The sequence below is a fragment of the Rhodopseudomonas sp. RCAM05734 genome (assembly GCF_052658035.1).
The window spans coordinates 6,388,143-6,407,971 of the sequence record NZ_CP199742.1 but is presented as its reverse complement, the minus strand read 5'-3'; the positions used below and the strand labels follow the sequence as shown (position 1 = coordinate 6,407,971).

Genomic DNA, 19,829 nt, shown 5'->3' with positions numbered 1-19,829 from the left:
CGTTCGCGTGGAAGGATAACGCATGATGAATGATGGCAAGCCCTATGGGCTCTATATCGGCGGAAAGTTTCGATCGGCCTCCACGGGACGCGTCATTCGTGTCGAGAATCCGAAGGACGGAAGCCATCTGGCGGATGTCGCGGAAGGCGATGAGGCGGATATCGATCGGGCAATAGACGCCGCAGAAGAGGCAGCGAAGATCTGGGCGGCAACGCCCGGCGCCGTACGTGGCGATATCATGCATCGTGCCGGCGAATTGCTGGCGGCGAAGCTGCCGGAACTGGTCACCATCGAGGTGGATCAGATCGGTCGCGCTCGGCGCGAGATGAGCGCGCAGCTCGGCCGTTTGCCGGAGTGGTTTCGCTATTTCGGCGCACTCGCGCGCACGCACGAGGACACGGTGCCGCCATTCGGCGGGAAATTCTTGAACTATACGCGCCGTGTCCCGCTCGGCGTGGTCGGCCATGTGACGCCGTGGAATCACCCATTGCTGATCCTGACCAAGAAGATCGCGCCGTCCATGGCGGCAGGAAATACGATGGTCGTAAAGCCAAGCGAGCTGGCGCCGATCACGCCGCTCCTGCTCGGCGACATCTTCAAGGAAGCTGGCGTGCCCGATGGCGTCTACAATGTAGTCCCGGGGTATGGCGCGACCGCAGGCAAGGCGTTGACCACCAGCAAGCGCATCAGGAAAATTGATCTTACCGGCGGCACCGAGACCGGAAAGATGGTCGCATCGCTCGCCGGTGCCAATTTAACAAAAGTGTCGGCCGAGCTTGGCGGCAAGGCTGCGGTGATCTTGTTCGACGATACACCGATCGAACGCGGCGTTGCCGCGGCATTGTTCGCGTCCTTTATCGCCAGCGGCCAGACCTGCGTGCAAGGCGCGCGTCTTCTCGTGCAGCGTTCGGTGCATGATGCAGTGGTGGCCGAGTTGGTGAAGCGCACCAATGCGATCCATATCGGCGATCCGCAGGACATGGCGACCCAGATGGGGCCGCTCGTGTCCGCCCGGCAGCGCGATCTCACCGAGCGTTATGTGAAGATCGGCCTGGAGGAAGGCGCCACGCTCGCGGCCGGCGGCAAGCGGCCGGAAGGTAGGCCATTCAAAAATGGCTATTTTCACCAGCCGACGATCTTTACCCATGTGACGCCGAACATGCGCATCGCTCAGGAGGAGATTTTTGGTCCGGTGGTGTGTGTCATCCCGTTTGATACCGAGGACGAAGCCATCACGATTGCGAATGGCACCGAATTCGGCCTCGCCACCTCGATCTGGACGCGCGATGTCACCCGTGCTCACCGGGTTGCGCACCAGCTTCAGAGCGGCATTGTCTGGATCAACGATCACCACCGTATCGATCCGTGCTCGCCTTGGGGCGGCTTCAAGATGAGCGGCATCGGACGCGAGAACGGCATTGTCGCTTATGAGGAATACACCCAGATCCAGAACGTCATCGTCAACCTATCGGATGAGCCGTTCGACTGGTACGCCGAAGACGGCAAAGAGAAGCGCTACAGCTAGAAGTATTGCGAGAAGGGAAATCGGACATGCTAGTTCGTAAGTCTGCGCTTCGATGCTGGTTATTCAATTATTTCTGGGATGTATCATCGCTTACCAATGCTATCTGATAATCTATTTCAGCGAAATCGACTTGGGATAAATTTTCCTGAGGGTGCATCGAGAATTCCGGGCCTTTGCGTTGCAGCGATTGGTTGAACCCGCCGCGCAAAGCAGCCATCGCCAATATAGAAGCCCTGCTGCTTCAACCTGGCGGCAATGGCACGAACGACGATGGCGATCCTTACGATGAAGCCGCTGTCCGGCCGATGAATTTCTGGAGAAGCGACCGCACGTCAGGGCGGACGAGGCGACGTCACGGTCCGTACCTCGAGCCCGGGAGATCAAGGTCCGTCGAAGTATCGGCAAACACCGACGTTCCGGCCGACTTTCGGAGCCGTGTCTTTCTGCTTCTGGATGCCCGCTAAGCTAGACGCGTAGGCTGCAAGGCTCAACGCCGAACGTCGCAATCGCGTTATCCTCTGAGCCGCGCAGGACGGCCTTCATCTGACCGATAGCGCCCTCAAGGAGCCGCCCTCGAAGCGATAGACATTGTTCTCGCCGCGGCCCCGCATGCTCAGCCTGCTGGTGTCGGAGCCATACAGCGTGCGGATGCCGGGGTCGAAGTTGTGACGTTTCCCGGTGATCACGGCGGAGACCTCGCCGTCCGCCCTTTCCTGATAGGTGCCGGTGTGCGCGAACGCGGAATTGCCGCCCAGCATCTTGCCGTCGGCGCAATACATCACGCTGCGACTGAACACGTCGCCCACGCCGTACTCACACTTGTAGAAACCGTCGAACAACGCTCGCCCCCCATGGCCCTTCCCGGGCCGCGCCCCGTTATAGCCTAACACGCACCGCCGCATGGGCCGCAACAGCATTGCGGCGCAATGCGGTCTGGCCCGCGATGAATTCACGCCGGTCGCCCAAAACGCACTTGAATGTGGAGCCGGCTGCGCGGCTTTTCGGCGGCTTTGCCGTCGACCATCAGGCGCCCCAATCAGCCCTGCTCTCTCGTCAAACGTCGGGGGGGCTGCCAACAGCGCATGCGGTCCGTCTCGCACGGAGAACGACAGGTCAATGTCCACGCCGCCCCATCCCACACGAAAAAGGCCCTGCCGATCCCTCGGCAAGGCCCATCTCATCCGCCATCAACCTGCGCCTCAGAACGCCTTGATGCCCGCGTTCCTCACCACCTTGCCCCAGCGATCGTAGTCCGCCCGGATTGTCGCCGCGAAGGCGTCGGGGGTCGAGGTGGTGACGCTGAGGCCCTGCGCTTCCAGCCGGGCGCGGACGTCGGGCAGGGCGCCGATGCGGACCACTTCGGCGTTGAGGCGTGCCACGATCTCCGGCGGCGTGCCCTTCGGCGCGACCAGGCCGAACCAGGAATCGATGACGTAGTCGGCGACGCCGGCCTCGGCGGCGGTCGGCACGTCCGGCAGCTGCGGCGAACGCTCGCGGCTGGTCACCAGAAGGCCCTTGACCTTACCGTCGCGGATCTGCGGCGCCAGCACGGTGACCGTGTCGAAGGACAGGTTGACCACGTTGCCCAGGAGCGCGTTGACCGCCTGCGCGCTACCCTTGAACGGCACGTGCAAGAGCTCGGTGCCGGTCTGGCCCTCGAACAGCTCGCCGCTGAGGTGGCACAAGGTGCCCGGGCCGCACGACGAATAGGTGAATTTGCCCGGCGCGGTTCGCGCGGCGGCGATCAGCTCGCGGGCGCTCGCGAACGGCGCGTCGGGGCTCGCCGCCAGCACATAGGCCACGGCCGCCAGATTCGACACCGGCACGAAGCTGGTGAACGGATCGTAGGTAATCTCCTTGTTGATATGCGGCAGGATGGCGAGCTGGCCCGTCGGCGCCAGCGACAAAGTGTAGCCGTCGGGCTCGGCATGGGCGACGTAGTCGGCGGCGATGGCGGTGCCGGCGCCGGGCTTGTTCTCGATCACCACGGTCTGCTGCAGCGCCTCGCCGAGCTTGTCGGCATAGATGCGCGCGGTCGCGTCCGCCGCGCCGCCCGGCGGAAACGGCACGATCAGCTTGATGGTGCGGCTCGGCCATGCCGCGGCGAAGGCGCCGCCAGTGCTCAGCAGAAGGGAGGCCGCGGTGACGGCGGCGGCGGCGAAACGAAGCAACGGGGCAGGGCGCACGGCAGCAATCCTTTGTGACATCGCGTCGTCGGCTGCGCGCTTCATATTGAGAGATGCGGCGCTCGCCGACGCTGCGGGGAGACACAGATAGATGCGATCTGCGCCGGTTTTCGGCAATGGAACCGGATTGCAAAGGTGAGAACCGGCGTGGTGGATTGCTACTGCCGTGCTGGCGGCTGCGAGCAAAAGCATCTATTGGCCGTCCGAAGCGATGCCGCCGCGTCCGCCGCCCCGGTTTTGCGGATGGTGTATTGACAATAATCCTATTTAGGGCTATGGGCTATTCGTCTTGTTCGCGAGGGGGCGCTGTCATGAGGCGTCTTGGTAGCGGAGCAGGATGCGGTGTCCCGCGCGCGCGCCTCGCAAGTGCGCCCCGGGAGGCTGGACGTCACCGTCCGGGCCCACTACGGGGCTCTGCCGCAATCTGTCGGCTGGACGCGGACAGGGGAAGGCGGGGAAATCCCGTTGGAAGCTGTCCCGGAAGCACGGTCCCCCAGCCTTAAATCCCGCGGTGGCGCGTCCACAGGCGCCGCGATTCCATCGCGAGATGGATCGCGTCCCAACCACCACCCCCGCGCCTGTGGGCGCGCCGCCTCCCCTCATGGGTTCGAGGGGAGAACTGCTCACACCTCGGACGCATCATGCGCCGCGAGAATGCGCAAGCGTGGCTGTTTGACATTCGCATCGCGCGCGTGCGCTCAGCCTGATGTCAGGCCAGCAGCGATCGCAACACGAGGCTGTCTCGCGCGGCCTGTCGTTGCAATGCCCGGTCGTCGAGGCCGAAGACGTCGCCAGCGTTGCACTCGATCAACTACACACCCGCGCCGGCCTGGCGCATCATTCAAGTTGGCGGGAAATTGTCCCGCATGCTGCGGGACATGATCCCGAACCAAAAATCACGATGCCTGTGCTGCATCGAAACTGACGACATGCGAGTCCATGTGATGTCGTACGGTCGATATCGGCATTGTCGCATTCGGCGCGCGGCATTTGTGTCTGCTTTCTCCTCCGCATGTCGCAATCGGTATTCGATTGACCCGACGATTTTCTTTCGCATACGATATCGGCAGATCCGCTAGAGATCATTTGGGAGGAATATTAATGGCTCGTTTGCGACGCCCCGATTCTGTGCGTGGTCATTCCTCCGAAACCCTTTGTCTTTCTTCACTGGCGCGTGTGGCGTCGATCACGCTGGCGCTCAGCCTCACGGTTTCTGCCGGCACTGCATTTGCCCAGAGCGCAGCAAAGGGCTCTGCCGATCACATCAAGGCGGTGACCTCCGCGGTCGATGGTGCGTCGATCAAGGCTAACACGGCGACCTCGCAGGATTGGCCGACCATCGGTCTGGACTATGCGGAAACGCGTTTCAGCAAGCTCAACCAGATCAACGTCGATAACGTCAAGAAGCTGGGGCTGGTCTGGAGCTACAGTCTGGGATCGTCGCGCGGCGTCGAGGCGACTCCCGTGGTGGTCGACGGCATCATGTATCAGACCGCGTCATGGAGCGTGGTGCACGCCATCGATGCGCGCACCGGCAAGAATATCTGGACGTTCGATCCCGGCGTGGATCGCGAGAAGGGCTACAAGGGTTGCTGCGACGTCGTCAACCGCGGCGTCGCCCTTTACAAGGGCAAGGTGTTAGTCGCCGCCTATGACGGGCGGCTGATCGCGCTCGATGCGGTCACCGGGCAGAAGGTGTGGGAAAAGGACACGCTGATCGATCACGATCATTCCTACACCATCACTGGCGCGCCGCGCGTGTTCAACGGCAAGGTCATCATCGGCCAGGGCGGCGCGGAATACGGCGCGCGCGGCTATGTCACGGCTTACGATGCCGAGACGGGCAGCCAGGCGTGGCGCTGGTTCACCGTTCCCGGCGATCCGGCCAAGCCGTTCGAAGACGAGTCGATGGCCGCGGCGGCCAAGACCTGGGATCCGGCCGGCAAGTACTGGCTCAATGGCGGCGGCGGCACGCCGTGGGACACCATGACTTACGATCCCGAGCTCAATCTGGTCTATATCGGCACCGGCAACGGCTCGCCCTGGAACAGGAACGTGCGCAGCCCCGACGGCGGCGACAACCTGTATCTCGCCTCGCTGGTGGCGCTGAATGCCGACACCGGAAAATACGTCTGGCACTATCAGGAAACGCCGGGCGACAACTGGGACTACACCTCGACCCAGCCGATGATTCTCGCCGATATCACCATCGACGGCGCGCCCCGCAAGGTCATCCTGCATGCGCCCAAGAACGGTTTCTTCTTCGTCGTCGACCGGACCAACGGCAAGTTCATCTCGGCCAAAAACTTCGTCGATGTGAACTGGGCCACCGGCTACGATGCCAACGGCCGGCCGATCGAGGTTGCGGCGGCGCGCGGCGATGCGCCCTATGACGCTGTTCCCGGCCCCTACGGTGCGCATAACTGGCATCCCATGTCGTTCAATCCGCAGACCGGGCTGGTCTATCTGCCGGCGCAGAACGTGCCGGTGAACCTCACGCCAGAAAAGACCTTTGCCCAGAATGCGCCGACGCCCGGCAAGTTCGGCGGCACCACCGGCTGGAATGTCGGCTTCATGCTCAATGCCACGCCGCCCAAGGCTCCGGCTTTCGGGCGCCTCATCGCGTGGGATCCGGTGAAGCAGAAGGAGGCGTGGCGCGCCGAATATGTGGCGCCGTGGAACGGCGGCACGCTCACCACCGCCGGCAACCTGGTGTTTCAGGGCACCGCCGACGGCCGCTTCATCGCCTATAATGCCGCTAACGGCGACAAGCTATGGGAGTCGCCGACCGGCACCGGCGTCGTCGCCGCGGCATCGACCTATCTGATCGACGGCAAGCAATATGTGTCCATCGCAGTCGGCTGGGGCGGCGTGTTCGGGATCTCGCAACGCGCCACCGAGTTGCAGAGCCCGGGCACCGTCTACACCTTTGCCGTCGACGGCAAAGCACCGCTGCCGGCCTTCGTGAAGTACCAGACCGAGGGACTGCTCAAGGGCGTGAAATATGACCCCGCCGACGTCGCCGAAGGCACCGCGATCTATGTCGCAGCCTGCGCCACCTGCCACGGCGTCCCGGGCGTCGACAAAGGCGGCAACGTTCCGAACCTGGGCTATTTGCCGACTGAAACCATTGCCAACCTGAAGGGCATTGTTTTCAAGGGCCCGTTCCGCGACAGGGGCATGCCGGATTTCACCGGCAAGCTGACCGACAAGGATGTGGTGAAGATCCAGGCCTTCATCCAGGGCACCGCCGACGCCATCCGGCCCAAGTAGTCGTCACGCCGGGGAGGGGGCATTCTTGAGGAGCCGCCTCGACGAAATCGCGAAAGTTGAGAATTATCCGGACCGGATTGACTAGCTTCGGTCCAGACAGGTTCTCTTCACGATCGGGCGTCACCCCACACTCGTTCGCGCCCGCAATCGCGACGCGGATTGGCCGCACATGCGGCGCAACGCCGCTGGTCATTTGCCGGCCGGAATTATGTCCGGCAGCAGAACGCGTGAGCCGGCAATGAAGCCCCTGACGGCATCATGGACGATATCGTCGAGCCGTCCGGGGGTCGGGGTGCCGTACACGAACCGCCGGATGGCCATGTAGAAGATCCGGCCGTGCAATCCCCAGTACATCTCGACTTCGCGCTCCGACAGCGGAATAGTTGAACTACCGGGCAGCCGCAGTTCGCTTCGCAGCTCGTGGCAGGCTGGTTCGATGATCTCCTTGCGGACGATCTCAAGATAGCGCCCGGTGATATCGAACGACTTCAAGCCCGAGAACACGAAAATTCTCACCCAGTCGTACTCGAAAACGCGTTCGACATATTCGAGATAGAACTGCGTCAGGCGCTGCTCGACGGACATGCTGCGGTTCTTGATCAGTGCACCCCACGAAGTGTCCCACCGGCTAAGATAGACCTCTTCATAGACCCGTTCGATCAGCGCCTCCTTGCTCGGGAAGTGGCGGTAGATCGCCGAGTGCGTGATGCCCATCCGTTTGGCGAGTTCGCGCGTCTGTCCTTCGAAGCCGTGTTCCGCAAAAAAGCGGATAGCTTCGTCGACAATTAATCGCTCGCGGTCTGCGGCCCGCATGTTGCGCCGCGGTGCCTTTGTTTTTGCGGCTTTTTTCGCCATCGACGTCCTGCATTGCTCCGCTGTTCCCCTACGTTGATAGCGTAGCGCTAGAAAATGACCAAATGGTCGCAACCCGTTGACTCCGGTTTCGACGCGTGATCTAGATTTCAGACCAGTTGGTTACAAATCTGGGTGAGTGGGACGGCCCTGGAGAATTTATCTTGAAGGCTCGAGCGTTCAGCTACGCGCGTCCCGCCACGGTGGCGGAGGCGCTGGAGACATTCGCGACGTCCGGCGCGGATGCGAGCTATATCGCTGGTGGCCAGAGTCTGGTGCCCGCGCTGGCGTTGCGGCTGCAGGCGCCGGAATTGCTGATCGACGTCGCCCATATCGAATCCATGCGTGGCGTCGAGCTTCAAGGCGATTGGCTTCGCATGGGCGCGCTGACCCGGCATTGCGAGGCGCTGACCGATCCCCTGATCGCCCGGCATGCGCCGCTGCTGCGCGAGGCCGCGCCGTTCGTGGCGCATCCGGCGATCCGCAACAAGGGCACGCTCGGCGGCAGCGTTGCGCTGGCGGATCCTGCGTCGGAATTTCCCGCGATGATGCTGGCGATGGGCGCCGAACTTGAAATCGCCGGCCGCGACGGCAATCGCCGCGTGGCGGCCGATGATTTCTTCATCGACCTGTTCCAGACCGCCATCGAGCCGGGCGAACTGCTGGTCGCCATTCACGTTCCCGTTGTCGGTCCCCGCCATCGCTGGGCGTTCGATGAACTCGCGCGTCGCCGCGGCGATTACGCCATCGTCGGATCAGGACTGCTCGCCGAGTTCAGCGGACCTCGCGTCGAGTCGATGAGGGTTGCGTTTTTCTCGGTGGGCAACACGCCGATGCGGGCAGCAAAGGTCGAAGGCCTTTTGACCGGCCGCGACCTCGACCAGACGGGTATCGTCGAAGCCCAGGCCGCGCTCGCCGGCGACCTGTCGCCGCCCGACGACGAACACACGCCGGCAGCTGCCCGGTTGCATCTGGCGCGCGTGCTGCTCGGGCGGTTGCTCGGAAGACTGATGGTGGCGTCATGACCGATCTCGCCGCGATCAAGATGACGGTGAACGGCGAGGCCGTTTCGTGCGGCGTCGCGCCGCGCGAGACGCTGGCCGATTTTCTGCGCCAGGGGCTCGAACTCACCGGCACGCACACCGGCTGCGAGATGGGCGCATGCGGCGCCTGCCTTGTGCTGGTGGACGGTCGCGTGGTGCATTCCTGCCTGATGTTTGCGGTACAGGCCGATGGCTCGGCCATCGAGACCATCGAGGGATTGAGCGATCGCTCGGTAATTGCCGACTTGCAGGAAGCCTTTCATGAACGCAACGCCCTGCAGTGCGGGTTCTGTACCTCCGGCATCCTGATGACTGCGCACGGCCTGCTGTCGCTGCCCGGCGTGCCGTCGCGCGACGCGATCCGCGATGCGCTGTCGGGCAATTACTGTCGCTGCACCGGCTATGAAGCGATCGTCGACGCGATCGAAGTCGTGGCGCTGCGCCGCGCCGAAAGCCGGCAGACCGAGGAGGCTGGCGCATGAATGCTCCGTTGAGCCCGCTTGATCGCCCGAACTCCTATATCGGCCGCTCGGTCCCTCGTCCCAATGCCAAGCGGCTGCTCGCCGGCCGCGGTCGCTACGTCACGGACATCGTGCTACCGCGCATGCTGCATGCGGCGTTCGTGCGCAGCCCCTACGCTCATGCCCGTGTTGTTTCCATCGACACCGAAGCTGCCAAAGCGATGCCCGGCGTGCGGCTGATTGCTACGGGCGAGGATCTCGCGCGGCTTTGCACGCCCTGGGTCGGCACGCTCGATCATTTCAAGGGCATGAAGTCGCCACCGCAACTGCCGCTCCCGATCGACAAGGTGGTGTGGTCCGGCCAGGCCGTGGTTGCCATCGTCGCCGATACGCGCGCGCTGGCCGAGGATGCCGCAGAAGTGGTCTCCATCGAATTCGAGGAGCTAGAGGCGATCGTCGATCTCGATGCGGCGCGGGCTCCTGGATCGCCGGTGATCTCGCCGGAGCTTGGCGACAACGTCTGCTTTCATGCCACCATCGATACCGGCGGCGTGGACGAGATTTTCGCCAGCGCTGCGCACGTCGTCGAGGGTGAGTTCCATTTCGGACGCCACACCGCGGTGACGATGGAGCCGCGCGCCATCATCGCTGACTACGATGCCAGCGAGCCGCGACTGACGGTGCACCACGCGACGCAAACGCCGTACCAGTTCCAGGACCTCTACGCGCGCCATTACGGCATTCCGGAAGCCTGCGTACGGGTGATCGCGCCGGATATCGGCGGTTCGTTCGGCATGAAGCTGCACGTCTATCACGAGGACATGGCGGTGGTCGGCATCAGCATCATGCTGGGCCGTCCCGTAAAATATGTCGCCGACCGCATGGAATCCTTCGTATCGGATATTCACGCCCGCGACCACCGCGTCCGCGCCCGTATGGCGGCGGATGCCGATGGCATGATTGTGGCGATGGATGTCGAGGATGTGACCGGCATCGGCGCGTTTTCGGCCTATCCGCGCACCAGCGTCGTGGAAGGCAATCAGGTTTTTCGCCTGATGGGTGCGCCTTACGGCTTCCAGAACTATCGTGCCGATCTACAGGTGGTGTTCCAAAACAAGGTGCAGATGAGTCAGTACCGGGCGGTCGGTCATCCCATCGCCTGCACGGTCACCGAGCGGCTGGTGGATTTGGTCGCAGCCAGGACATCGCGGGACGTGTTCGACGTCCGTGCCCAAAACCTTATTCCGGACGATGCCTATCCCTGCGCGTCGCCGACCGGCTACAAGTTCGAGGCGCTGTCGCATCACGCCTGTCTCGCGAAGCTGCGATCGCTGATGGATTACGACAGGCTGCGCGCCGAACAGGTCGAGTTGCGGGCGCGTGGGATTCATCGCGGCATCGGCATCGCGAGCTTCGTCGAGATCACCAACCCGGGTCCGGCGTTTTACGGCGTCGGTGGTGCGCGGATTTCCGCCCAGGACGGCGCGTTTCTGAAGATCACGCCGTCGGGAGACGTGCATTGCGCGATCTCTGTCACCGAGCTGGGGCAGGGCACCGAAACGATCATCGGCCAGATCGTCGCCGAGCATCTCGGCGTCGACCGCGCGCGCGTCAAGGTGATCACCGGCGATACCGAGACGACGCCGCACGGCGGTGCGACCTGGGCCTGCCGCGGCGCCGGCATCGGTGGCGAAACCGCGTTGCGGACGGCCCGGAAGCTGAAGGAAAATGTGCTGTCGGTTGCCGCCGTCATCCTGCAGGAGCAGCCGGAGCGGCTCGACCTGCAGAACGGCTGGGTGGTCGATGCGGCAACGGCGCAGCCGCGTATCGAGCTCGCGGAGCTCGCCCGCATCGCCTATTTCCGTTCCGATACGCTGCCGCCCGGCACCCAGGCGCAGCTTTCGGTCGCGCATCATTACGCGCCCGAGGGCTATCCGTTCGCCTTCACCAATGGCATTCAAGGCTGCCTCGTCGAGCTCGATGCGGAGACCGGTTTCGTCAGGATCCTCAAACACTGGGTGGTCGAGGATTGCGGCCGCGTCATCAACCCGATGCTGGTGGACGAGCAGATCCGCGGCGGCGTCGTCCAGGGTCTTGGCGCCGCCTTTTTCGAGGAATGTCTCTATGGCGACAGCGGCCAGCCGATCAACGGCTCGCTGGCGGACTATCTGGTGCCGATGGCGGTGGAAATGCCGGACATCGTCATCGATCACGTCGAGACGTTGACCATGGACACGCAACTCGGTGCCAAGGGCGTTGGCGAAGCGGGAACCGCTGCCGCATCGGCGGCGGCACTGAACGCGGTGAACGACGCACTGGCGCCGTTCGGCGGGTCGCTCGCGCAAGTGCCCATGACGCCCGTACGAATCCTGAAGGCACTCGGTCATATCTAACAAAGCCAACAAAAACGCATACGGAGGGAAGTCATGAGAGACGTCATTCGGAATATCTCGCAGCAGAAAATTTCACGGCGTCGTGCGCTGGCTGGGCTGGGCGCAGGTGCAAGCTTTCTTGCAATGCCATGGGTCGCACGCGCCGCGGACGACACCGTCCGCATCGGCTTTCCGACGCCGCTGACTGGACCCTTCGCAGCCGAAGCCAAGGATCAGGTCAAAAGCGCCGAGCTTGCCGTCAGGCAGTTCAACGAGAAGGGCGGCATCAATGGCCGCAAGATTGAACTTCTGGTGCGCGACGACAAGCTCAACGGCGGCGAAGCCGCGACGCGGACGCTCGAGCTGATCGAAAAGGACAAGGTCCACGCCATCGTCGGCTCACTGTCGAGCGCCGTGCAGCTCGCGGTCAACGAAGTGACCCGTGCGCGCGGCGTGATCTACGTCTCGATCAGCCAGTCCGACACCATTAACGAGCTCAAGGACGCCAGCAAGTTCACCTTCCATGAAGCGCTCAATCCGCACATGACGGCGGGCGCCGTGGCGCGGCACACGTTCAAGAAGGGCACCAAGGTCGCCTATCTCTCGGCCGACTATGCCTATGGCCACGAGATGGTGCGCGGCTTCAAGCGCGCGCAGGCCGCGATCGGCGCGGAGAATGTCGGCGAGATCCTGCATCCGTTCGGCGCGGCGGACTATTCGACGCTGATGCCGCGTCTGCGCTCGATGCGGCCTGACATCCTGTGCATCAGCAATTTCGGCCGCGACCAGGCCAATTCCATCAAGCAGGCGGTCGATTTCGGCCTCAAGCAGCAGATGAAGATCGTGGTGCCCGTCCTGTTGCACAACCAGCGGCTGGCGGTTGGACCCGAGGTGTTCGAAGGTGTGGTCGGCGGCGCCAACTACTATTGGGGTCTGGAAAGCGAGATCCCGTCGGCAAAAGCGTTTAACGATGCCTATCGCGCGGCCAATGGCGGCGCGATCCCGACCGACTACGGCGCCTATGGTTATACCGGATTGTCGTCGCTGCTGCTGGCTATGCAGGCCGCGGGCGGCACCGAGACCGACAAGGTGATCGCGGCGCTGGAAGACCTCAAATACAACGTCGCCAAGGGGCCGCAGTACTATCGCAAGTGCGACCATCAGTCGATCCAGTCGGTGCTGGTGCTCGAATCGAAGAAGAAGGCTGACATGAAGAGCGACATGGATCTGTTCCAGGTCGTCGCCAACGAACCGGCTTCGGAAGAGGTTCTGCGGAGCTGCACCGAACTCGGTTTCCCCGCCTGACAGGAAATCGAACCCGACCATGGACGCAGAACTCATCCTGATGCAGCTCTTTTCCGGAGTTGCCCTCGGCGCGATCCTCGTCATCGCTGCGCTTGGCCTGTCGATCATCTTCGGCATGCTGGGCGTGGTGAATTTTGCGCATGGCGCGCTGTTCATGGTCGGCGCCTATGCCGGATTGTGGGTGGCGTCGGTCACCGGAAGCTTCTGGTGGGGCTTGGTCGCGGCGCCGATCATGGTCGGCCTGTTCGGCATGGTGATCGAATTCGTCCTCGTGCGGCCGTTGTACGGCCGCTCCATCGACGATCCGCTGCTGCTGACCTTCGGTCTGGGCTATGTGCTGGTTGAAGCTGTCAGGATCGTCTTCGGCAGCGACGGCATTCCGTTCCCGACGCCGCCGCAGCTCACCGGCGTGCTCGACCTCGGCGTCGGTTTCTTCCCGATCTATCGCCTGTTCGTAGTCGGCGTCGTCATCGCTGTGCTCGTCCTGCTGTGGCTTGGTCTGGAGAAGACCAGGTTCGGACTGATCGTCCGCGCCGGCGCGCGCGACCCGACCATCATGAAGGTGCTCGGTGTCGACATCAGCAAGGTGTGGCTGCTGGTGTTCGGTCTCGGCGCCGCCCTGGCCGCGCTCGGCGGCGTGCTGGCCGGGCCGATGCGGTCGGTAAATCCTGAAATGGGATCGCTGGTGCTCGCCGAAGCCTTCGTGGTGACGGTGATCGGCGGCCTCGGCTCGCTGCTGGGATCGATCATCGCCGGCGTCCTGGTCGGCGTTGCCGTCAGCATGACCGCATTGTTCGCGCCGGAAATGGCCACCATCGTGATGTTCGCGCTGATGGCGATCGTCCTCCTGATCCGGCCCGAAGGCCTGTTCGGCAAACTCGCGTAACGGAACAAAACCATGTCAACTCCGGCGCTCGCCGCACCGATCCCTTCCAGCACGGCCGCCCCCTCCGCGCTCGCCGGCACCCTAACGACGTACCGCGTGCCGCTGTCGATTGTGGCGCTGTGCCTGCTGCCGTGGCTGCTGCCGTCGCAGGCGCTTGCCGTCAACGTGCTGATCTACGGCGTGCTGGCGGTGGGCTACAATCTGCTGTTTGGCTACACGGGCATGCTGTCGTTCGGTCACGCGGCGTTCTTCGGCGCCGGCGCTTACATCACCGGCATTGCCATCGGCCGGTTCGGCATTCCGTGGTTTGCGGCGGTGCCGCTCGGCGTGCTCTGCGGCGGCGTGCTGGCCTTCATCATCGGAATGCTCTCGACGCGTACGCGGGGGATCTACTTCTCGATGGTGACGCTGGCGCTGGCGCAGCCGATCTACTACGCCGCGCTGCAGGCATCGTCCTGGACCGGTGGCGAGAACGGTCTGCGCGGCTTCACCGTGGAGAGCATCAACCTGGTCGGATGGAAGATCAATTTCCTCGATCCGGTGAACAAGTACTACATCCTGCTGGCATTCGCGGCGCTGGCACTGTGGGCGGTCTCGCGCATCCTGAATTCGCCGTTCGGCGCGGCCATCGAGGCGATCCGCGAGAATGAGCGTCGCGCGCGGACCTGCGGCTTCGATATCGAACTGACCAAGCTGCTGGCCTTCACCTTGTCGGGCCTGATCTGCGCGCTGGCCGGCACCATGACGGCGCTTCACCTCGCCTTCGTGCCGCTGGACCTTCTGCACTATCAGACCTCGGGCATGATCGTGATGATGACCCTGTTGGGCGGCGCACGCAGCTTTTTTGGCCCGTTCGTCGGCGCGCTGGTGTTCCTGCTGATGGAGGATGTGTTCTCGCTGTGGACGTCGCACTGGCAGATCATCGTTGGATCGATCTTCGTTCTTTTCGTCCTGTTCCTGCCCAAAGGTATCTGGGGCACCTTCTTGGCAAAGGTCATTCGATGAACGCGCCGCTTCTTGCCGTTAACAACATCGGATGCAGGTTTGGCGGCTTCGTCGCGCTGGAGGGCGTCACCACCACGTTCCTGCCGGGCAAGGTGACGTCGATCATCGGACCGAACGGCGCCGGCAAGAGCACCTTCTTCAACCTGCTGTCGGGGGTGCTGACGCCGTCGAGCGGATTGATCCGGTTCAAGGGCAAGGATCTGTCGGGAACGCCCCAGCATCAGTTCGTGCATCTCGGAATCGCGCGGTCATACCAGATCACCAACATCTTTCCCGACCTCAGCGTGCACGAGAATGTCCGCGTCGCGGCCCAGGCGACCGCGGGGGGCCGTTCGCGCTACAATATCTGGACCAACCGAAACAGTTTTTCCGAACTCGGTGCAAAGGCCGACGCCGCACTCGAGTCGGTTGGGCTGATCGGCCGGCGCAATGACATCGCGAAATATTTGGCCCATGGCCAGCAGCGCGCCCTCGAAGTGGCCATCTCGGTGGTTTCCGATCCCGAAGTTCTGCTGCTGGACGAGCCGACCGCGGGCATGGGACCGGAGGAGACCAAGGAGATGGTGGCGCTGCTGGAGAAGCTGGCGGCGCAGCGGACCATACTCCTCGTTGAGCACAAAATGAAGATGATCCTCGGCCTCAGCGATCGCATCCTCGTGCTGCATCACGGTCGCCTGATCGCCGATGGCTCGCCGCACGACATCCAGACGGACCCCGAGGTCCGTCGCGTCTATCTGGGACAGAACGATGGCTATGCTTGAAACCACGGACCTGCACGCTTGGTACGGCTCGAGTCATACCCTGCACGGCGTGTCGATCTCGGTTGCCCAGGGCGAGGTCGTTGCGTTGGTCGGCCGCAACGGCGCGGGCAAGACCACCACGATCCGTTCGGTTATGGGATTGATGCCGAAGACCACCGGCGCGATGCGCTTCGCCGGCACGGATCTGTCGCCGCTGCGCGCCCACCAGCGCTTCAAGCTCGGCCTCGCTTATGTTCCGGAAGAGCGTCGCATCGTGCCCGGGCTAACGGTGCGGGAGAACCTGCAGCTTGGTCTGGTCGCCAGCGACGCCAAGATCAACGAGCGCGTCGCGATCGACGAGATCGCTGAAAGCTTCCCGCGCCTGAAAGAGCGCCTCGATCAGGAGGCGGTGACCATGTCGGGCGGCGAACAGCAGATGCTGGCAATAGCGCGAGCGATGATCGCCAAGCCGAAGATGATCCTGCTCGACGAACCCTCCGAAGGCATCATGCCGGTGCTGGTCGAGGAGATGGGCGTGTTGTTTCGTCGCCTACGCGATGAGGGCGTCACGCTGCTGCTAGTGGAGCAGAATGTCGAATGGGCGCTGCGGCTCGCCGATCGCGCAATCATCATCGACCAGGGTGAGGTGGTCTATGAGAGCAGTGCCGCGGCCCTGCTCGCCGACAAGGAAATCCAGGAGCGCTACTGCGCGGTCTGAAGCGCCGTCGTCAGGACGGCGCCGAGAATCCGCCGGCCAGCCGTTCGCGCAGGAACGACACCAGCGCCTCCACGGTGCGCGGCACCTGCGGCGCATAGGGGCGGATGGCGAACAATTGCTCGCCGAACGCGCCGACCACGCGCCAATCGGCCAGCACCGGATGCAGCCGGCCGGCGGCGATCTCCTGCTGGGCGCTGAAGTCCGGCACCAAGGCGATGCCGAGCCCGGCAAGTGCCGCCTCACGCAACACCTCGCTGTTGTTGGCGGCGAACACACCGGAAATCTTCACGATGATCCGCCCGCTCTTGCCCTTGCGCGGCTCGAACGCCCAAGTCGGCGCCACGCTGTCGCGCAGATAGTGCAGGCAATCATGGGCGCCGAGATCCTCCGGTCGGGCCGGCGTGCCGCGGCGCTTCAGATAGCTGCGGCTGGCGACCAGCACTGACTGGGTATCGCAGAGTTTCCACGCCACATGGGTATCCGGCACCGTGGCGACGTGGCGGACCGCAAGGTCGAATCCTTCTTTCGCCAGCGAGCTCAGGCGATCCGACAGTTCGAGCTCGATGCGGACCTCCGGATACAGCCGGAGAAAGTCGGGGATCAGCGGCACGATGCGCTGCCGTCCCAGCGCCACCGGCACGGTGACGCGCAGCACCCCCGCGGCGCGCCGGCGAGATCCTTCACCCCCGCGAAATTGCGCTCGATCTCGGCAAAGGACGCGCGCGTGGAGTCGACCAGATGCTGCCCGGCCTCGGACAGCCGCACGCTGCGCGTGGTGCGCCGGACCAGCGGCACGCCGATCGCCTGCTCGAGCTCGCTGACACGGTGGCTCATGGCCGCCTTGCTGACGCCGAGCCGGCCGGCGGCGGCCGTGAAGCTGCCGGTCTCGGCCAGCACGCCGAGCCAATGCAGATGCGACCACAGCGATTCCACCTTCTTGGTTTTCATCGGTCTATTGTTCAATATCTTGAACAGTCAGTCCAATCATTTGATCTGTGGTCGCGGGAGCGCGGCCGCTAAATACACCGGACGTTTCAACCGAGGACCGATCATGAGCACGCCAGCCTATTCAGCCACCCAGGACGTCGGAAACTTCATCGACGGCGCGCCGTCCGCGCTTGCGGCAAACCGAAGGCAGGCGGTCTACAACCCGGCGACCGGTGCCGTGGCGCGACAGGTGGTGTTGTCCTCCGTCGAGGAGGTGAACGACGCGGTCAAGAGCGCGCGTCGCGCCTTCCCGGCCTGGGCCGATATGCCGCCGATCCGCCGCGCCCGCATCATGAACAAGTTCCTAGCGCTGATGAACGAGCACACCGACACGCTGGCGGCGATGATCACCGCCGAGCACGGCAAGGTATTCTCCGATGCCCAGGGCGAGGTCGCGCGCGGCATCGACATCATTGAATTCGCCTGCGGCATTCCGCAGCTCCTGAAGGGCGACTACACCGACCAGGTCTCCACCGGCATCGACAACTGGACCATGCGCCAGCCGCTCGGCGTGGTCGCTGGCATCACCCCGTTCAACTTCCCGGTGATGGTGCCGTGCTGGATGTTCCCGGTGGCGATTGCCGCCGGCAACTGCTTCATCCTGAAGCCGAGCGAACGCGATCCCTCGCCGTCGTTGTTCATGGCGGACCTGCTGATGCAGGCGGGGCTGCCAAAGGGCGTGTTCAACGTGGTGCAGGGCGACAAGGTCGTCGTCGACGCGCTGCTGCAGCATCAGGGCGTCTCCGCCGTCAGCTTCGTCGGCTCGACGCCGATCGCCCACTATGTGCACCAGCAGGGCGCGCAATACGGCAAGCGCGTGCAGGCGCTCGGCGGCGCAAAGAACCACATGGTTGTCATGCCCGACGCCGACCTTAACCAGGCCGTGGATGCGCTGATCGGTGCCGGCTTCGGCTCGGCTGGGGAGCGCTGCATGGCGATCTCGGTCGCCGTGCTGGTCGGCGATGTCGGCGACAAGATCGTCCCGCTGCTTGCCGAGCGGGTCAAGCAGCCGAAGATCCTCAACGGCATGGAAGCAGCGGCGGAAATGGGCCCGGTCGTGACGAAGCAGGCGCTGGAGCGCATCGAAGGCTATATCGGCCTCGGTGTCGAGGAAGGTGCCAAGCTGGTCGTCGACGGTCGCGGCATCAAAGTCGCCGGTCACGAGAACGGCTTCTTCACCGGCGGCACGCTGTTCGACAACGTCACGCCGGAGATGAAGATCTACAAGGAAGAGATTTTTGGGCCGGTGCTGTCCTGCGTCCGCGTCGCCGATTTCGCCGAAGCGTTGCAGCTGATCAACGACCACGAGTTCGGCAACGGCGTGTCCTGCTACACCCGCGACGGCAATGTCGCCCGCGAGTTTTCGCGCCGCGTCCAGGTCGGCATGGTCGGCATCAACGTGCCGATCCCGGTGCCGATGGCCTGGCATGGCTTCGGCGGCTGGAAGCGCAGCCTGTTCGGCGACATGCATGCCTACGGCGAGGAAGGCGTGCGCTTCTACACCAAGCAGAAGTCGATCATGCAGCGCTGGCCGGAAAGCACGGCGCACGGCGCCGAATTCGCGATGCCGACGGCAAAATAGGTCTGCCGATTGATCCGGTGCGAGGCAATTATTCTCGCACCGGATCAAACCGGGACAAAAAGGCTGCCGAGTGGAATCGACGGCTACCGATGCCTAGATGGCGCCACATGGCCGCCAACGTAGGAGCGTGCTCGGCCCGTATAGCCCGCGTCGCGCGGCCAACAACATCTTCGCCGGGGACGGGACGCGCCACCGCATGACCACGCTGGAGTTAGCTCAGCTCTGAGCGCCCGTTTAGCATAGGGCATGGGGTGTATCATTCTATACACTACGGCCCGGCAGGCGATCCAGTTCCAGAGCCGCTCATCCATCGTCTCGCGTTAGCGTTCGCAACGATTTCCTTCAATTGACTGGAAGCAAGTGACGGCATTTCCTTCGCATCCGATTCAACACTTTGAAACAGCGATTCAAAGACGTGCAAGTGCGTTGCAAAGTTCGGTAAACCTGATTCATATCGACATAATTCCGATTCAGATCCCATGATTTCCGTTACTTTGATTATGTAGGGTGACTACCCCCTTCCGATCTTGGCGGCGGACGGCGATTTCCGAACATGTGCCGCGCCACCAGCCATTGGTTCAGCAATTGGACGCCATCTCGCTCTGTCGGCAGCCTTTTCCAATTCCCAGACACATCGAAATCAGTTGCCGCGTACGCGATCGCAGTTGCGCATTTACGATTCAAACTCAGAGAATGACGATTCAAAACTCGAAATCTTCGTTTCATCGTTCAATAGCCGCGCTGCAGACATGGCAAAATCCACGCAAGTGAGCTCCGCATTTTGAAACATCTGATTCAAAGCCCGATATTTACGTTGCAAAGTTCGATATCGATGATTCGAGATCAGACAGCGCCGATTCAATGTTAAGTATATGCGTTGCATTCCTTGAATGA

General features: G+C 63.1%; 16 protein-coding genes. 11 read left to right on the top strand and 5 right to left on the bottom strand.

Annotation, left to right across the window (positions count from 1 at the left end):
- The first annotated feature begins 22 nt into the window (after nucleotides 1-22).
- Entirely contained in the window at nucleotides 23-1,525 is a 1,503-nt protein-coding gene (locus ACUXVA_RS30255) for an aldehyde dehydrogenase (protein WP_445489935.1), read from the top strand.
- 539 nt (nucleotides 1,526-2,064) lie between these two features.
- Here ACUXVA_RS30255 and ACUXVA_RS30250 read toward each other — a convergent pair.
- A complete protein-coding gene (locus tag ACUXVA_RS30250) occupies nucleotides 2,065-2,364 on the bottom strand; it encodes a hypothetical protein (RefSeq protein ID WP_265082247.1) in 300 nt (99 codons plus the stop codon).
- A gap of 360 nt (nucleotides 2,365-2,724) precedes the next feature.
- Nucleotides 2,725-3,711 carry a Bug family tripartite tricarboxylate transporter substrate binding protein gene (locus ACUXVA_RS30245; protein ID WP_265082248.1) on the bottom strand — a complete coding sequence of 329 codons (987 nt, stop codon included), beginning with the start codon at nucleotides 3,709-3,711 and terminating at the stop codon, nucleotides 2,725-2,727.
- A 1,101-nt stretch (nucleotides 3,712-4,812) separates the two neighbouring features.
- Between ACUXVA_RS30245 and ACUXVA_RS30240 the strand changes: the two genes are divergently transcribed.
- On the top strand, nucleotides 4,813-6,984 hold the full coding sequence (locus ACUXVA_RS30240; RefSeq protein WP_445489932.1) for a PQQ-dependent dehydrogenase, methanol/ethanol family: 2,172 nt from the start codon (nucleotides 4,813-4,815) through the stop codon (nucleotides 6,982-6,984).
- 189 nt (nucleotides 6,985-7,173) lie between these two features.
- On the opposite strand, the gene ACUXVA_RS30235 is transcribed toward ACUXVA_RS30240, so the two are convergent.
- Nucleotides 7,174-7,797, bottom strand: a complete 624-nt coding sequence (locus tag ACUXVA_RS30235; RefSeq protein WP_265083597.1) for a TetR/AcrR family transcriptional regulator — start codon at nucleotides 7,795-7,797, stop codon at nucleotides 7,174-7,176.
- A 203-nt stretch (nucleotides 7,798-8,000) separates the two neighbouring features.
- Between ACUXVA_RS30235 and ACUXVA_RS30230 the strand changes: the two genes are divergently transcribed.
- The 8 genes from ACUXVA_RS30230 to ACUXVA_RS30195 are packed head-to-tail and all read left to right on the top strand — an operon-like array spanning nucleotide 8,001 to nucleotide 16,366.
- Nucleotides 8,001-8,861 (top strand): FAD binding domain-containing protein, encoded by an 861-nt coding sequence (locus tag ACUXVA_RS30230; RefSeq protein ID WP_265082250.1) that lies wholly within the window; start codon nucleotides 8,001-8,003, stop codon nucleotides 8,859-8,861.
- Nucleotides 8,858-9,361: a (2Fe-2S)-binding protein gene (locus ACUXVA_RS30225; RefSeq protein WP_265082251.1), complete on the top strand. Its 504-nt coding sequence runs from the start codon at nucleotides 8,858-8,860 to the stop codon at nucleotides 9,359-9,361. Before ACUXVA_RS30230 ends, ACUXVA_RS30225 begins: the two co-directional genes overlap by 4 nt.
- Nucleotides 9,358-11,733 (top strand): xanthine dehydrogenase family protein molybdopterin-binding subunit, encoded by a 2,376-nt coding sequence (locus tag ACUXVA_RS30220; RefSeq protein ID WP_445489930.1) that lies wholly within the window; start codon nucleotides 9,358-9,360, stop codon nucleotides 11,731-11,733. Before ACUXVA_RS30225 ends, ACUXVA_RS30220 begins: the two co-directional genes overlap by 4 nt.
- Before the next feature lie 33 nt (nucleotides 11,734-11,766).
- On the top strand, nucleotides 11,767-13,017 hold the full coding sequence (locus ACUXVA_RS30215) for an ABC transporter substrate-binding protein (RefSeq protein ID WP_265082253.1): 1,251 nt from the start codon (nucleotides 11,767-11,769) through the stop codon (nucleotides 13,015-13,017).
- Between the two features lie 19 nt (nucleotides 13,018-13,036).
- Nucleotides 13,037-13,903, top strand: coding sequence for a branched-chain amino acid ABC transporter permease (locus tag ACUXVA_RS30210; RefSeq protein WP_265082254.1), 867 nt, complete (start codon nucleotides 13,037-13,039; stop codon nucleotides 13,901-13,903).
- Nucleotides 13,904-13,915: 12 nt separating this feature from the next.
- Nucleotides 13,916-14,908, top strand: coding sequence for a branched-chain amino acid ABC transporter permease (locus ACUXVA_RS30205; protein ID WP_445489927.1), 993 nt, complete (start codon nucleotides 13,916-13,918; stop codon nucleotides 14,906-14,908).
- The gene (locus ACUXVA_RS30200; RefSeq protein ID WP_445489925.1) at nucleotides 14,905-15,669 is read left to right on the top strand and encodes an ABC transporter ATP-binding protein; all 765 of its coding nucleotides are present in this window, start codon (nucleotides 14,905-14,907) and stop codon (nucleotides 15,667-15,669) included. Before ACUXVA_RS30205 ends, ACUXVA_RS30200 begins: the two co-directional genes overlap by 4 nt.
- Nucleotides 15,662-16,366: an ABC transporter ATP-binding protein gene (locus tag ACUXVA_RS30195; RefSeq protein ID WP_265083599.1), complete on the top strand. Its 705-nt coding sequence runs from the start codon at nucleotides 15,662-15,664 to the stop codon at nucleotides 16,364-16,366. Before ACUXVA_RS30200 ends, ACUXVA_RS30195 begins: the two co-directional genes overlap by 8 nt.
- Before the next feature lie 10 nt (nucleotides 16,367-16,376).
- Here ACUXVA_RS30195 and ACUXVA_RS30190 read toward each other — a convergent pair whose 3' ends face one another.
- Together ACUXVA_RS30190 and ACUXVA_RS30185 are read right to left on the bottom strand one after the other, a co-directional pair.
- The gene (locus tag ACUXVA_RS30190; protein WP_265082255.1) at nucleotides 16,377-17,021 is read right to left on the bottom strand and encodes a substrate binding domain-containing protein; all 645 of its coding nucleotides are present in this window, start codon (nucleotides 17,019-17,021) and stop codon (nucleotides 16,377-16,379) included.
- Nucleotides 16,967-17,314, bottom strand: coding sequence for a LysR family transcriptional regulator (locus ACUXVA_RS30185; RefSeq protein ID WP_265082256.1), 348 nt, complete (start codon nucleotides 17,312-17,314; stop codon nucleotides 16,967-16,969). Before ACUXVA_RS30185 ends, ACUXVA_RS30190 begins: the two co-directional genes overlap by 55 nt.
- Nucleotides 17,315-17,417: 103 nt before the next feature.
- Here ACUXVA_RS30185 and ACUXVA_RS30180 point away from each other — a divergent pair, with 103 nt between their 5' ends.
- Nucleotides 17,418-18,935: a CoA-acylating methylmalonate-semialdehyde dehydrogenase gene (locus ACUXVA_RS30180; protein ID WP_445489922.1), complete on the top strand. Its 1,518-nt coding sequence runs from the start codon at nucleotides 17,418-17,420 to the stop codon at nucleotides 18,933-18,935.
- Nucleotides 18,936-19,829 lie beyond the last annotated feature (894 nt).

What these genes read in the sequence shown, in the direction of transcription:
- ACUXVA_RS30255 (WP_445489935.1), top strand. Translation starts at nt 23, where the DNA reads ATGATGAATGATGGCAAGCCCTATGGGCTCTATATCGGCGGAAAGTTT.
- ACUXVA_RS30240 (WP_445489932.1), top strand. Translation starts at nt 4,813, where the DNA reads ATGGCTCGTTTGCGACGCCCCGATTCTGTGCGTGGTCATTCCTCCGAA.
- ACUXVA_RS30235 (WP_265083597.1), bottom strand. Translation starts at nt 7,797, where the DNA reads ATGCGGGCCGCAGACCGCGAGCGATTAATTGTCGACGAAGCTATCCGC.
- ACUXVA_RS30225 (WP_265082251.1), top strand. Translation starts at nt 8,858, where the DNA reads ATGACCGATCTCGCCGCGATCAAGATGACGGTGAACGGCGAGGCCGTT.
- ACUXVA_RS30220 (WP_445489930.1), top strand. Translation starts at nt 9,358, where the DNA reads ATGAATGCTCCGTTGAGCCCGCTTGATCGCCCGAACTCCTATATCGGC.
- ACUXVA_RS30215 (WP_265082253.1), top strand. Translation starts at nt 11,767, where the DNA reads ATGAGAGACGTCATTCGGAATATCTCGCAGCAGAAAATTTCACGGCGT.
- ACUXVA_RS30210 (WP_265082254.1), top strand. Translation starts at nt 13,037, where the DNA reads ATGGACGCAGAACTCATCCTGATGCAGCTCTTTTCCGGAGTTGCCCTC.
- ACUXVA_RS30205 (WP_445489927.1), top strand. Translation starts at nt 13,916, where the DNA reads ATGTCAACTCCGGCGCTCGCCGCACCGATCCCTTCCAGCACGGCCGCC.
- ACUXVA_RS30200 (WP_445489925.1), top strand. Translation starts at nt 14,905, where the DNA reads ATGAACGCGCCGCTTCTTGCCGTTAACAACATCGGATGCAGGTTTGGC.
- ACUXVA_RS30195 (WP_265083599.1), top strand. Translation starts at nt 15,662, where the DNA reads ATGCTTGAAACCACGGACCTGCACGCTTGGTACGGCTCGAGTCATACC.
- ACUXVA_RS30185 (WP_265082256.1), bottom strand. Translation starts at nt 17,314, where the DNA reads ATGAAAACCAAGAAGGTGGAATCGCTGTGGTCGCATCTGCATTGGCTC.
- ACUXVA_RS30180 (WP_445489922.1), top strand. Translation starts at nt 17,418, where the DNA reads ATGAGCACGCCAGCCTATTCAGCCACCCAGGACGTCGGAAACTTCATC.